We start from the raw sequence: 13677 nt of genomic DNA, 5'->3' as shown, positions 1-13677 counted from the left end.
TAAAGATTAAGGATAGATGCCACGTTCCTTGCGGGCGATCAGGATGCGCTCACAGCCCACGGCGTAGGCGGCGGTACGCAGCGTTACATCTAACTGCCGGGCCTTGTGCCACACGGCTTCAAACGCCTGCGACATAATCAGATCCAGCCGTGAATTGATCTCATCTTCACCCCAGAAGTAGCTGGAGAAGTCCTGCACCCACTCAAAGTAGCTGACCGTTACGCCCCCGGCGTTGCACAATACATCCGGCACGATGGTGATACCGCGCTGATGCAAAATGTCATCGGCGGCGGGCAGCGTTGGGCCATTCGCCCCTTCCAGAATCAGTTTGCAGCGCAGCTGACGAGCACGATCTTCCGTGATTTGTCCCTCTAACGCGGCGGGGATCAGGATATCGAAATCTTTCAGCCAGAAGTCATCACTGGCGATAACGCTGGCACCGGGGAATCCGGCAATTTCGCCGTGCTTTTGCTGCCAGTGTTGTAACGCCGCAATATCGATGCCGTCGTTGTTCCACAGCGTGGTGCTGTGATCCTGCACCGCGACAATGTGGGCTCCGGCCTGCTGGAACAGTGAAACTGCCACGCTGCCCACATTGCCGAAGCCCTGGACTGCAACGCGGCTGTGCTCAATGGCTAAGCCGATGTTCTGTGCGGCCGCGCGGCCGGTGACAAACACACCGCGCCCGGTTGCTGTCACGCGGCCCAGAGAGCCGCCGAGGTGCACCGGCTTTCCGGTGACAACGCCGGTGCTGGTCGCGCCCGCATTCATCGACCAGGTGTCCATGATCCACGCCATCACTTGTGCATTAGTGCCAACATCCGGTGCGGGGATATCGCGCTGCGGTCCAATAATATTGCCGATCTCGCTGGTGTAACGCCGCGTCAGGCGCTCCAGTTCTTTGGTGGAAAGCTCACGGGGATCGACGCGAATCCCGCCTTTGGCCCCACCAAACGGCAGGTTAATCACTGCACACTTCACCGTCATCCAGGCGGAAAGGGCCATTACCTCTTCGAGATTAACATCCGGGTGATAGCGAATCCCGCCTTTGCCTGGCCCGCGTGACAGGTTGTGTTGCACGCGGAAACCTTCAAAGTGACGCACGGTGCCATCGTCCATCTCCAGCGGGATATCAACAATAAAGGCGCGCTTGGGATGGCGAAGCGTATCTGCCCAGCGGGAGAGTTCACCGATGTAGGGCAACACGCGTTCAACCTGGGCAAGATACGTGGCCCAGGGGGAGTTTTTATCTTCTGAAACGTAGGAGAGAGATTTGCTCATGATGTTATGTTCCACAGACAGAGAAAGAGGAAATCGCCTACCGGGCATGGGGTGAAGTCAAACAGGCTGTCAGCTCAGCAGGTCGAGTGGGCAATGTTCAGGCAGGTTGTGGGCTGCCGCTGCGGCAGCCCCCATTGATTACGCCTGGCTTGGCTTGTCCCACAGATTTAATTGCTGGCCGATGCCGCGTTCGCGTGCGGTCTGCATCAGCTCATAGCCCCAACTGATGTCAAACACAGACATGCCACAAGCGATGAAAATAACGCGCTCTTGTTTGTTCACACGGCCAGGTTTTGCATCGTTAACCACATCGCCCAGACCGGTGGATTCAGTCAGTGCAGGCAGTTTGCCCGCATCAATCAGACGGTAGAATGGACCGCCAATGACGCCGCTGTAGTAGGCTTCTTTATCGCCAGAGCCAATTGCATCTTCAACATAGGCTTCGTGCAGGGCGGTGTGGTCATAGACGATTTTGGCGCTGGTCAGGAACGACTCTTCGGTATTCACCGGGCCGGAAACCAGAATGGTGGCACCGGCTTTGATCCACTCATCCTTAAAGTGCAGAGGCTTGAGGCGCGAGGCTGCTACGGTGATCACGTCCGCATCACGGAAGCCAAATTCAGCTTCGTTTACGCCAACCGCTTCGATCTGGTAGGTTTCGCTGGCCCACTGCGCGAATTCATCGGCTTTTTCCTGGAACAGGTCGAAGCACACCACTTTGGTGACGGATTTCAACTGGGTCATGATGGCAACAAAGCAGGCTTTGTTGATTGGGCCACAGCCCACCACGGACACCGTTTTCGCATCTGCATTAGCCAGATGTTTCGCCGCGACGCCCGGTACGGCACCGGTACGTGCGGCGCTCAGCAGGTTGGCAGACATCAGTGCCAGTGGGGCACCGGTGTCTTTGTCATTCAACATCATGGTCAGAATCGAGCGCGGCAGGCCTTTTTCGGCATTCGCATGGTTAGAGCCATACCATTTATTGCCGCACACGTCGAAACGGCCACCTAAATAACCCGGCATTGCCGCGAAACGGCGATCCGGACCGGCAACCGGCATATTCGGGAAGGGAGTGGTTTTAGGGAAAACGATATTCATGCCGTGGCTGTTGTGATTAGCCCCGCCCATTAAATAGTCCCCTTTGCCTAATAAGCTAAAGGTTTCTTCGCAAACGTTAACACAACGTGCCGCGTCCAGAACGCCAGCTTCAATCATGTCCGGTTCTGACAGGTAAATAAAATCAATTTTTGGATACATGTTATTAACCTTAAAGTTAAGTTATCGGGTCTGCGTGAATAAATTCAGCGTCAGAAACGGACTAAAGGAGAAATATCGTATAAACGACAGTGTTCACTGGCGGCATTGGCGCGCATCAGGAAATTTAATTTTTCAATACGTTCACCCGAACGCGGCGCACCGTTTTTCTGCAACGGAACCTGCAGGCCAACGGAGAAATCCATTACCACATCATCGACTACGCCGCCGGAACGTCCTGAAGGGACGGCGATCAGGCCTTTGTCGGCCGCAAACTGGTACGCGTCCATCGCTTCACTGATGGTGCCCACCTGATTGGGCTTCAGGATAAAACCGTCAACGGCTTTTTCTTCGTAGGCTCGCTGCAGGAAGCTGAGTTTGGTCACGGTAAGGTCATCGCCCAGAATCAACGTACGTGGGATCTCACGCACCGCCTTCTGATAACCTTCCCAGTCATTCTCATCCAGCAGATCTTCAATAAAGACAAAATTGAATTTCTCGCTTAACGCGCGGGCATAGGCAATCAGCTGATCGCTGGTCACGCGCTCACCCTTTAGCAAATAGGTTTTGCTGTCGGCATCATAGAATTCGCTGGAAGCGCAATCGAGGGCAAAGGCAATACGCCCGGTATACCCGCACTGATCAATCGCTTCCTGCATCAGATACAGCACTACTTCAGGATCGTCCGAAGGAGCGGCATAGCCATATGAACTGGCCACCTGAGGTTTGCTGGAGAGGTAACGCGTCAGTACGTCATTCAGTTTCTGGAACACGGTGACCGCCATCTCAATCGCTTCATCGATGCTGTCGGTCACGTAAGGCACAATCAAAAACTCATTAAACGTCTGGCTGAACAGCTCGTAGCGGCCACCGTTGATCACATTAAAGCAGGGGACGGGAACCGTCTTAATCTCACCACCGGCAATGTAGTTATACAGTGGGATGCGGCGGGCATCAGCTGCCGCACGGAAGACCGCAATCGACACCGAGTAAATGGCGTTGCCACCGAGCTTTTGCTTATTTTCCGTGCCATCCAGCGCAATCATGGTGTCGTCAATGGCGCGCTGGTCGAAGATATTCATGCCGATCAGGGCGGGGGCAATAATCTGCTCCACATTTTGCACTGCTTTATGCACGCTCAGGCCGTTGTAGGTGCTTTTGTCACCATCACGCAGCACCCAGGCTTCATACATCCCCACCGAGGTCCCGGTTGGCGCAGCACCGCGTCCGATCGCACCACTTTCAGTGCGTACCACCACTTCCACCGCAGGGCGACATTTACAGTCGATAATCTGCTGGGCTTCAACCGCAATAATCTTATCGTTCACGTTATTTCCCTTCTTTCAGTGCAGGCACATAGACAATGTTCAGGTCGCACAGGTTTGTCCCGGTGTTGCCGGTAAACACGGTGGAACCAATCGCGTCCAGCGCTTCGAAGCAGCTGTGTTCACGCAGAGACTGATAGAGATTGATCCCTTTGGCCTGCGCGGCTTTCAGGCTCTCTGAGTCCGTAATCCCGCCAGCCACTTGTGCGGTGCCGTCGGTGCCTTCGCTGTCAATGGAGAGCAGGCACGCACCAGGGGTTTTGGCTGCGGCAATGGCAAAGCTCACCGCCATCTCCTGGCCGGGGCCGCCATGGCCTTTGATCAGTTTGCTATCAAGAATTTGGGTCGTGACTTCGCCTGAGCTGAGCAGCACGCAGGGTGCCTGAACCGGGTTGCCGTAGGTCTGAATTTCCCGTACCAGTGAGGCCATGAAGGTTCCCGCATCGCGGCTTTCACCCTCGAGGAAGGAGGTGAGAATCACCGCTGGCAGCCCCATCTCGGCACAGACTTCTTTGGCATAAATGCAGGAGTCCGGCAGGGTGTTAAGCAGGAAATAGGTGTTGTCCGGGAACGCTTTTGGCGTCTCCTGTTCCGGGCCGGCGTTGGTCAAATAGTCGACAATGCTTTTTGGCAGGCGATCGGCCAGATCGAAGTTAGCGATGGTGGCGCGTGCATCGTCCAGCGTGGTGGCATCCGGGCCGATTGGGGTGCTTTTGTAGGCGGTGTACGGTTCACCAATATCACCGGTAGCGGGTGTACCCACCGCATCGCTGATACCAATGCCGATTAATTCTGCGCCCACATCCTGAATACGCTTAGCTAACATGCCGCCGTTTAAAGCGGAAATATGGCGGCGAATGGCGTTAATTTCATAAATACCCGCACCCGACTTCAGTAATACATCGGTGGCGTCGATCTCATCCTGTAAAGTAATGCCGTCTACCGGGCAAGACATTAATGCGGAACTGCCGCCACTAATCACCACAATAAAAAGATCTTCCGGGCCAGACTGTTCAACCAGTTGAATAATCTCTTTCGATGCCTGATAACCCACTTCGTTGGGCAATGGATGGCCGCCAACAAAGACATCGGTTTTATTAAACCGGTCAGTTTCTTCGTGAATTTTTACAATCGCAATGCCGCGGGTCAGACGGTCACCTAATACATGGTCCACCGCCATCGCCATATGGTTACAGGCTTTACCTGCACCAAACAGGTAAATATTTTTCTTACGGCGTAAATCCCATGAACGGCTACCAATATGTAAAACATCACCGTCGAGATGCATGATGCTTTTAATACGATGGTAGCTATCGAGGCGCTGCAAGGTTTTATCAGCGATTTCGAGTACGGTTTCTCTGGAAGCAAAATTTCCGTTGGTAAGAATCTGGTCTGCATTACGGATTTTTTTCATCTTAATAGCCTGTCGGTTCAGTTAACGCGTGTGTTGATTGATGCCGAAAGCGCTTTTCCCGTCGATAACCTGATCGCGGCGCTCAATAGGGGATCACTCTAGGGTACACACTAACAATCTGTCAATCGATTGTCAGACAATTAACATCGTTAAATTTTTTTTACTTTTTAATCAGTAAGTTATTGATTCGCTAATTAGGTATTACCGCCAGCGATCGCTGGCGGTAAGGCACGTCAGGGGCGCGTTATGCGAGGCCCCACATAAGGGCCGCAGCGTTCAATCGCGATCCGAACGGTTTCATGGTGATCGCGTTCCCACCAGTCCAGCTCAGAAAATATCTCCAGTTCGAACGGACCGTCATAACCCATCTCATCCAGCCAGCCACGGATCTGGGTAAAATTCACCACGCCATCTCCCACCATGCCGCGATCGCGCAGGTTGCGCGTCGGCACCAGCCAGTCACAGTAATGGAAGGTGACAATGCGATCTTTCCCTGCACGTTTCAGCTGTTGCTCAAAGTTGGGGTCCCACCAGCAGTGGTAAACATCGGCGACCAAACCAGAGGCCTTATCCCCCAACTCATCAATCAGGTCGTTGGCGTGCGTAATCAGGTTTAGCGCACTGCGATCGCCACAGTACATGGGATGCAGAGGTTCCAGCCCGAGCTTGACCCCGGCCGCAGTCGCATAGGGGGCCAGCTCTTCCAGTGCATCGTGAATGCGGCGATGTTGGGCATACAAATCCTTATCATCGCCTACACCCCCCATCACCATAACCACGCAAGGCGCACCGATTGCAGCGGCCTGGTCGATAATGCGACGGTTTTCATCTAGCGCCTGGCGATACCCCGCCGCGTCAGTTTGATTGACCCATGCGCTGGTGCACAGCGATGCCACCCACATATCGGCGGCATGTAAATGCTTCACCGCCGCTTTGACACCATAATCATCAAGATATTGTCGCCACACGGCAATCCCGTGCACGCCCTGACTGGCATAACCCTCAATCGCTTCCGCCAGCGTCCATTTTGGCGTGGTGATTTGGTTAATCGCAAACCGGCTCAAATCAAACTGACTCATGCTTATGCTCCTGTGCTACGACGCTGGGAGGTTGCGGAGGTATCAATCGTGACGCCATCGGCGGCGAACACCACGCCGTGATGCGCGCTGGCAAACTCAGCAGAAATTTTGCCGTTGCTCAGATCATCGCGAATCAGCTCCAGTGAGCGTTTCAGCGGGTCGCCGTAGCCACCGCCGCCTGCCTGCTCGTGGCGAACCACCACGTTGCGGCCGATAGTGCGGGTGATCTTGGCGGGCAGCACGGTGTTTTCTCCTTCAGGATCGAGGATGTTCACGCAAGGCGCAGCTGGTTTACCGCCAAACAGTCCGTAGGGCGCGTGGGCATGGCGGTCAGCACGGATCTGCAATACTGCTTCTTCTGCCAGCAGGCGATACTGACGAATCAGGCCCAGGCCGCCACGGAACTCACCGGCACCACAGGAATCCGGACGCAGGCTGTACTCATCCATCATCATTGGGTAGCGTAATTCCAGGGTTTCCACCGGCAGGTTAGACATGTTCTGTGAGGGGTTAGTCACGCCTTCGACGCCATCTTTGTTCCAGCGTCCGCCCCAGGCACCGTTGATCATATCCACCAGCACGAACGGTTCACGGGTGGTTTTATCCCAGCCACCGAATGCCAGGACGGTGTTACCGCCTTCACCTGCCGCCATCACTTTCTTCGGTGCCAGCTGTGACAGTGCGCCCAGCACGGTATCCACCACGCGATAACCGGTGAGTGCGCGTGCTGCTACTGCTGCAGGCATTACCGGGTTAAGGATCGAGCCCTCTGGCGCGCTGATAGTGATACAGCGGTAGACACCGGCGTTGTTCGGCACTTCTTCATCCAGCGCACAGCGCACCGAGAGATAGGTCGCGGATTTCACGAAGGAGAGGGTGGAGTTGATCGCCCCTTTGACCTGCGGTGAAGAACCGGCGAAGTCGACAAACAGGTGATCGCCTTTTACCGTTAACTTGACGCGGATTGGAATGGCATCGGTAGTGAAACCATCACCATCAATGAAATCTTCAAAGTGGTAGTCGCCATCTGGCCAGGCTTTGATCGCCGCACGCGTCAGCTGCTCGCCGTAGTCGATCAGCGCATCGAAGTAACCGTCCAGCTCATCGGCACCATAGTTCTCAATCAGACGCAGCAACTCACGCTCACCGAGGTTACAGGTGGCGAACTGCGCTTCCAGGTCACCCACCACCAGCTCTGGCAGACGCACGTTTTTGGTGATGATGCGCATCAGGGTGTCGTTCAGAACCCCTTTGGTGTAGAGCTTCATCGGAGAAATACGCAGGCCTTCCTGGAAGATCTCTGTCGAATCCGCGGCGTTGGAGCCCGGAACCCGGCCACCCACATCACAGTGGTGCGCAATCACCACGGAATAGCCACGCAGGCTGTCCTGGTAGAAGATAGGGCGGATCATGAAGATATCCGGCAGGTGCATGCCGCCTTCATACGGGTCGTTGAAGATAATGACATCGCCCGGCGCTAAATCTTCGGAATAGTGGTTGATGATCACGTCCATCGCGTCCGGTACCGCACCTAGGTGCAGCGCAACGGTTTTCGCCTGGGAGAGAATGCGCCCCTGTTTGTCACACAGGGTCACGGAGTAATCCAGTACATCGCGCACAATCGGTGAACGTGCGGTACGCATGACGGCAAACGCCATGTCATCAACGATGGTATCCAGTGCGTTTTTAATAACGGCAAAGGTAATCGGATCGTGATTTTTCTGAGCCATGAGTCTTATCCTTACAAAGTCTTAAGCGAGAGTGGCGACGACGTTGCCGAAGGCATCGAGATCGGCCTGGGCGCGCGGTGGGATCACGATAGTGGTGTCCGGGCTTTGAATAATCAGCGGGCCCGCTACGCCACCCTGGAACGTGCTGCGCTCATAAATCGGGGTATCGAGCCACTGGTCATCACGCGAGAAGTAGATCTTGCGCGTTGCCGGTTGTGCATCGGAAGGCTCTGGGCGCTGTGCCACGAACTGCAGACGATTGCCGCTGTTACCGCTGGCGTTCAGACGAATGTTGACGATTTCAACGCTGTCTTCTGAGGCGTAGCCATAAATGCCTTTATAGGCGTCACGGAACGCCGCGCGCAGAGATTCGCGGTGTGCTTCAGTCACGTTTTCTGGCAGGGCAATTGGCAGTTCGAAGTCCTGGCCTTTAAAACGCAAATCCGCTTCAAAGTTGAAATCAACCTGGCCTTCCTGATAACCCTCTTCCGCCAGCAGGGAGACCGCTTCACTGCGCATTTCAGTGAGCAGTGTATTGACCTGTTCTACCGGCAACTGGTCGAGGAAACCGTTCAGTGGACGCAGGAAGTAACGTTCTACTTTGGCGGCCAACATCCCGGTTGCCGTGAAGACACCCGGTGATTTCGGGAAGATCACGCGGCGAATGCCCAGCGTACGCGCCAGGTCACAGGCGTGCACCGGGCCTGAGCCACCGAACGCCAACAGGGTGAAGTTACGTGGGTCGACACCGCGCTCAACGGTAACGGCTTTGATAGTGCGCGCCATATTGATATTCGCCACTTCACGAATACCGAATGCCGCATCCTCAATGCTGAGTTTGAGTGGATCGGCCAGGTCACGTTTGATCGCTGCGCGGGCCCCCTGAACATCCAGATCCATCGTGCCGCCCGCGAGGGAAGCAGGCAGGAAACCGAGCACCACGTTGGCATCCGTAACGGTAGGGGAGTTACCGCCAATGCCGTAGCACACCGGACCCGGATCGGCACCCGCAGACAGTGGGCCGACGTGCATCAGGCCACCTTCATCAATACGTGCAATCGAACCGGCACCGCTACCCACTTCGGCAACGTCAACGGTAGGGACACGCATCAGATACCCACCCGCTTTAATGAAGCGGCTTGGGGTAGAGATCCCCGCACGGAATTCGTACTCGTTCGCGCGTGCCAGCTCACCTTTATAAATCAGTGACGCTGAAGCGGTGGTGCCGCCCATGTCGAATACCACCAGGTCTTTTTCACCCATGGCTTCGCCAAGGCGACCGGCACCGACCACGCCCGCCGAACGGCCTGATGAAATAAAGAACACCGGTTTTTCTTGCGCCATTTCGGCACTGGACAGACCGCCATTGGAGTTACTGATTAACAGTGGCGCTGAGACGCCAATCTCTTTCAGACCACTCTCCAGACGGGCGAAGTAGGCACGTAATGACGGCAGCACGTAGGCGTTAACCGCAGTCGTGGAGGTGCGCTCGTATTCGCGAATTTCCGGCAACACGGAAACCGATGCGGTGACGTAGAGGTGTGGGAAATGTTTGTGCATCAACTCCAGCGCGCGCTGTTCGTTTTCCGGGTTGCGGTAAGAGTTCAGGAAGCAGATTGCCACTGACTCCACGCCTTCGCGGGTGAAGAACTCACCAATTTGAATGATCTCTTTTTCATCCAGCGGCTTGAGGATGCGGCCATCGGCGGTTGAACGCTCATCCACTTCCAGACGATAGCGGCGTGAAATGAGCGGAACCGCTTTTTCCCAGCTCAGGTCGAACATGGTTGGCGTACGCACACGGCCAATTTCCAGCACATCGCGGAAACCTTTGGTGGTGATCAGACCGGTTTTAGCGCCCACTTTCTGCAACAGGGTATTCGAACCCACGGTGGTCCCGTGCACCACTTCGGTGACTTTGCTGACATCAAGACCGGCCGTATCGGTGATGCGTTTAATCCCGGTCAGTACCGCCTGCTCAGGTTTAGCCGGGGTTGAGGGGACTTTGGTAAAGAAGGTTTCACCGTTGTCGCCAAACAGAACCAAATCTGTGAAGGTCCCGCCGATGTCCACGCCGATGCGTGCTGTATTCATTTGTTGCCTCCTGCGCCATAGCGCGAACTCGAAAAAAAGGTATGACTATCCCGTGCCACCTGCGGAGCAGGTCGCCATTTACTGATATGAAAGGTCGTGTTGTGTCAGATCGCACCAGGTTGAGGGCAACAACTCATCGCATTTTCCGCAGTGAGAGGCTTCGGGTGAAGGCGCTCTTATCCTGGTTATTGAACTGTTTGGTTTAAACTAAACGGTTTAATAACGACAAAGTTAGCTGGTTTAAATTCTGTCGTCAATGGGGTTTTTAAAGACATAAAAACATCATATAGATTATATAAATCAATGGTTTATATTGAATTCTGGTGTTTTGTGACGACTTTTTGTCGACAAAAATGTTTTTTCTGTGATGTAAAACATCTGGCGAGAAGGGCGCGGTTTATGCTTTTCTAACAGGACGGATGAGTAACAGAGTGGCGGGGGTTCCCGACACAGGCCACGACGAGAACAGTACATGCTGAAGCAAAAGTCTCCCGCAGCAGAGGTCGCGACCGACCCTGCCATAAAGAAAAAGCGCATTCGCGATCCACAGCGTACGCGCCAGCATATTATTGATGCTGCGCTGGATGAATTTACCGAACGGGGATTTGACGGCGCGCGTATGGATGCAATTGCGGAGCAATCGCAGACCAATAAAAGCCTGATTTATCGCTATTTTGACAGCAAAGAGGCGCTGTATATCGCAGGGCTAACGGACACTTATGAGAAGTTACGTGCCTCGCAGCATGATATTCATTTTGACGATCCCGATCCGGTGGAATCAATGCGTAAGCTGATTGAATCCACCTTTGACAGCTTTGCCAAAAATCCTCGTCTGGTACGCATTCTTACCCATGAAAATGTGCAGAATGCCCGTTTTCTGCGGCAGTCGATGAACATCAAGTTACTCTATACACCGCTGATGGATAAGCTGAACCATGTGATCAAAAAAGGGCAGGATGCCGGGATTTTTCGTCAGCACATTGAAATGAAAAACCTCTATATCTCGATCTCTTCGCTGGGGTATTTCTATTTTTCCAACATTCATACCCTTGGGGTGGTGCTGGATGAGGACCTGAGCAAGAAGAAAAACATCCAGAATCAGCGTCGTCAGGCGGTTGAGATGGTGATCGCCTGGCTGACAGCTCCCGCGCCTGAGCAATAGGGAGCAAATTTTGGCGTGAAGTATTCAACCTGTTTTTAGGGGATATCAATCCCCGGCTAAGCGACGTCTTGCCCCCCGTTTTGTCGCTAAACATCCGTTACCTCCGCACTTTTTGCTAAAAAATTGTTTTCGGAGATTGATTATAGTTGTACAGCTTTTTGGGTGTTGTACAACTTGCCGGGTCAGATGCCGGCCAACTACAAGGGGTAAACGTATGCGTCAAAATGAATATACTCAGAACCCTTCGGAAGCTATACAGCAATACTTTAGTCAGGCTTCACTGCCCTCCCAGCAGGAAATCTTGGGGCAAATTGTTGTCGAGATTCTGAAAGAAGGCCGCACACTAAACCGTAAATCCCTCTGCACCAAACTGCTTGGTCGTCTGGAACGGGCAGGCAATGCTGAGGAAGAGCACCAATATCATCAATTGATTGGGCTACTGTTTGATCGAGAAGGCTGAGCTTCAGCCTGATTCCACTGTTATACGGCATCATGTTTTCTGAACCTGCATCACTGTGTATGACGCGTGGATGATAAAAAATCACACATCAATCGCGATAAACAACTGGCGTACAGACGTCGTCAGGAAGGTCGTCATCAGAGACAGGTATGAGCAGAAGTCATCCACAGCAGAGAATAGATGAGATCATTGGGGAAGCGGCACTGGCGCTGCTTCAACAGGCAGGCCCGGTAACCCTTCGCGCACTTGTCGCCCAGTTACAGACCATGCATAAACTGGCTGAGGATTCGGCCAGGCGCAATGATGTCATGCTGGCTCTGCGGGAGGTGCGGATGAGTATTAAATCCGTAAGTCAGGAATTTCCTGAGGAGATGGGGGAAACAGAGGGGAAATCGAGTCATGCCTTTCTGAATACGCACTCTCTGGCTAACAGTCGCAAGCATTAAGCCCAAAAACACACAGCCTGAATGTTAACTAACCACTACCTTGAACTACGGGATACCGATATGCCGACTTCAGTCGATTTGTACTCAGCGTTACCCAATATTGAGCTGGCCGAGCATTTCCGTAACGCGAGTGTTGCACTTAATGAAGAGGCCGCTGTCCTGGATATCATCATTCGTAACGTCCTGGCAGTGGAAGGTCGTGTCAGTAATAAGTCAGTCATTATCAGTATCGTTAAGGCGCTAGAGTCGACCACAGATGTGGCTCAGGCGGACGTACTGCGTAGAACGCTTGAGATCGTCGTTGGCTATACGCCGGATGATTAACTGAGCACACGTATTTAGCGCTGCGAGCAAACGGTGACAACCCGCCTGCGGTGCCTGTCCCCCTTTTAAGGATGTTTTCAGCATCGCTCCCACAGGCAGTCATTCTCTGGAAGCGACATATTCGCGAATGGATCGGGCCAGGGCTTATTGCTGTTGGCGTTGTGACTTTATCACTGCGTATCTGATTAACCACAACGCGTGCCATCCATGGCACGCTTCGCATTTACGCCGGTTGTGCCGCCGCTGCGGCATACACCGATGACGCCAGCCAGCCGCAGTCGATAGGCAAGACCACACCGGTAATGGCAGCAGCCTGGGGTGAACAGAGGAAGTAGATCGCATCGGCGATTTCACTCGGTTCAACGAAGCGACGCAGTGCGGATTTCGCAATCACGGCTTCAGGGTTACGCTCACCACTTTCAATGCGCTGTTTCATCGCGGGCGTCAGCGTATATCCCGGCGCAACGGCATTCACTCGCACACCGGCAGGACCAAACTCAGAGGCCATGACCTCGGTTAAGGTTTTCAGTGCCGACTTACTCATGGCATAAGCGGGCTGTGGGTGTGCCTGGTAGGTGGTGAGTGAACACAGGTTAATGATCGACCCCGCCTGGTCGGCAATCATTCTCGCACCGAAAACCTGTCCCATCAGCAGCGTGCCGCGCAGGTTGATATTGATAATGCGGTCAAAATCCTCCAGCGCCATATTGGTGATACGCGTGGCATTTTGTAACACGCCGCCGGAGTTCACCAGGACGCTGACAGAACCAAATCGGCCATAGATCTCAGAGGCAAACGCGTCAACGTCATCTTTGTTGGCCACATCCAGTTTACGGAAGGTAGCCTGACCGCCATTGACATTGAGTTCTTCAGCAATCGCCAGGCCGCGCGCTTCGTTGATATCGGCAATAATGGTTTGCCAGCCCTCTGCCACAAACTTCCGCACTGTCGCTTCACCGATTCCGCTCGCGCCGCCCGTGACAACGGCGACTAATCCATTCTGTTTAATGGTCATCAATCCAATCTCCCGACTCTGAGTGAGTGCGCGTTATGTCCCGGTACTGACCGGCCACAACACGCGATATTTAGGGGATATCAGGCGCTG

At 53.9% G+C, this 13677-nt stretch carries 12 protein-coding genes; 4 read left to right on the top strand and 8 right to left on the bottom strand.

Annotated elements, in window-relative coordinates; genetic code table 11:
• Positions 1-6 precede the first annotated feature (6 nt).
• The 7 genes from B880_RS0118430 to B880_RS0118400 form a co-directional block, all read right to left on the bottom strand.
• Positions 7-1281 carry a Glu/Leu/Phe/Val family dehydrogenase gene (locus B880_RS0118430; RefSeq protein WP_017348933.1) on the bottom strand — a complete coding sequence of 425 codons (1275 nt, stop codon included), beginning with the start codon at positions 1279-1281 and terminating at the stop codon, positions 7-9.
• A 138-nt stretch (positions 1282-1419) separates the two neighbouring features.
• Positions 1420-2541 carry a tyramine oxidase subunit B gene (locus B880_RS0118425; protein ID WP_017348932.1) on the bottom strand — a complete coding sequence of 374 codons (1122 nt, stop codon included), beginning with the start codon at positions 2539-2541 and terminating at the stop codon, positions 1420-1422.
• 50 nt (positions 2542-2591) lie between these two features.
• On the bottom strand, positions 2592-3866 hold the full coding sequence (gene eno / locus B880_RS0118420; protein WP_017348931.1) for a phosphopyruvate hydratase: 1275 nt from the start codon (positions 3864-3866) through the stop codon (positions 2592-2594).
• 1 nt (position 3867) lies between these two features.
• Positions 3868-5277, bottom strand: a complete 1410-nt coding sequence (locus B880_RS0118415) for a glycerate kinase type-2 family protein (protein ID WP_017348930.1) — start codon at positions 5275-5277, stop codon at positions 3868-3870.
• A 233-nt stretch (positions 5278-5510) separates the two neighbouring features.
• Positions 5511-6356 carry a sugar phosphate isomerase/epimerase family protein gene (locus B880_RS0118410; protein WP_017348929.1) on the bottom strand — a complete coding sequence of 282 codons (846 nt, stop codon included), beginning with the start codon at positions 6354-6356 and terminating at the stop codon, positions 5511-5513.
• Between the two features lie 2 nt (positions 6357-6358).
• The gene (locus B880_RS0118405) at positions 6359-8086 is read right to left on the bottom strand and encodes a hydantoinase B/oxoprolinase family protein (protein ID WP_017348928.1); all 1728 of its coding nucleotides are present in this window, start codon (positions 8084-8086) and stop codon (positions 6359-6361) included.
• A gap of 21 nt (positions 8087-8107) precedes the next feature.
• Entirely contained in the window at positions 8108-10180 is a 2073-nt protein-coding gene (locus B880_RS0118400) for a hydantoinase/oxoprolinase family protein (protein WP_017348927.1), read from the bottom strand.
• Positions 10181-10652: 472 nt separating this feature from the next.
• On the opposite strand from B880_RS0118400, the gene B880_RS0118395 reads away from it, so the two are divergent.
• The 4 genes from B880_RS0118395 to B880_RS0118380 all read left to right on the top strand — a co-directional run bounded on the left by B880_RS0118395 (position 10653) and on the right by B880_RS0118380 (position 12572).
• Positions 10653-11342: a TetR/AcrR family transcriptional regulator gene (locus B880_RS0118395; RefSeq protein ID WP_017348926.1), complete on the top strand. Its 690-nt coding sequence runs from the start codon at positions 10653-10655 to the stop codon at positions 11340-11342.
• A gap of 214 nt (positions 11343-11556) precedes the next feature.
• Positions 11557-11802, top strand: a complete 246-nt coding sequence (gene ycgZ / locus B880_RS0118390; protein WP_017348925.1) for a regulatory protein YcgZ — start codon at positions 11557-11559, stop codon at positions 11800-11802.
• A 149-nt stretch (positions 11803-11951) separates the two neighbouring features.
• Positions 11952-12248, top strand: a complete 297-nt coding sequence (locus B880_RS25225) for a hypothetical protein (RefSeq protein ID WP_017348924.1) — start codon at positions 11952-11954, stop codon at positions 12246-12248.
• 60 nt (positions 12249-12308) lie between these two features.
• Positions 12309-12572, top strand: coding sequence for a biofilm development regulator YmgB/AriR family protein (locus B880_RS0118380; protein ID WP_017348923.1), 264 nt, complete (start codon positions 12309-12311; stop codon positions 12570-12572).
• A gap of 223 nt (positions 12573-12795) precedes the next feature.
• Here B880_RS0118380 and B880_RS0118375 read toward each other — a convergent pair whose 3' ends face one another.
• Complete coding sequence (locus B880_RS0118375) at positions 12796-13587, bottom strand: SDR family NAD(P)-dependent oxidoreductase (protein ID WP_017348922.1); 792 nt, start codon at positions 13585-13587, stop codon at positions 12796-12798.
• Between the last annotated feature and the right edge of the window lie 90 nt (positions 13588-13677).

This window comes from Pantoea sp. A4 (genome assembly GCF_000295955.2).
Classification (GTDB): domain Bacteria; phylum Pseudomonadota; class Gammaproteobacteria; order Enterobacterales; family Enterobacteriaceae; genus Pantoea; species Pantoea multigeneris.
This window is presented reverse-complemented; position numbering and strand designations above follow the sequence as displayed.

Excerpts from the sequence above, each read along its gene's own strand:
- B880_RS0118380 (WP_017348923.1), top strand. The coding sequence starts at position 12,309 with ATGCCGACTTCAGTCGATTTGTACTCAGCGTTACCCAATATTGAGCTG.
- ycgZ (WP_017348925.1), top strand. The coding sequence starts at position 11,557 with ATGCGTCAAAATGAATATACTCAGAACCCTTCGGAAGCTATACAGCAA.
- B880_RS0118415 (WP_017348930.1), bottom strand. The coding sequence starts at position 5,277 with ATGAAAAAAATCCGTAATGCAGACCAGATTCTTACCAACGGAAATTTT.
- B880_RS0118425 (WP_017348932.1), bottom strand. The coding sequence starts at position 2,541 with ATGTATCCAAAAATTGATTTTATTTACCTGTCAGAACCGGACATGATT.
- B880_RS0118395 (WP_017348926.1), top strand. The coding sequence starts at position 10,653 with ATGCTGAAGCAAAAGTCTCCCGCAGCAGAGGTCGCGACCGACCCTGCC.
- B880_RS25225 (WP_017348924.1), top strand. The coding sequence starts at position 11,952 with ATGAGCAGAAGTCATCCACAGCAGAGAATAGATGAGATCATTGGGGAA.
- B880_RS0118410 (WP_017348929.1), bottom strand. The coding sequence starts at position 6,356 with ATGAGTCAGTTTGATTTGAGCCGGTTTGCGATTAACCAAATCACCACG.
- B880_RS0118400 (WP_017348927.1), bottom strand. The coding sequence starts at position 10,180 with ATGAATACAGCACGCATCGGCGTGGACATCGGCGGGACCTTCACAGAT.
- B880_RS0118375 (WP_017348922.1), bottom strand. The coding sequence starts at position 13,587 with ATGACCATTAAACAGAATGGATTAGTCGCCGTTGTCACGGGCGGCGCG.
- B880_RS0118405 (WP_017348928.1), bottom strand. The coding sequence starts at position 8,086 with ATGGCTCAGAAAAATCACGATCCGATTACCTTTGCCGTTATTAAAAAC.
- B880_RS0118430 (WP_017348933.1), bottom strand. The coding sequence starts at position 1,281 with ATGAGCAAATCTCTCTCCTACGTTTCAGAAGATAAAAACTCCCCCTGG.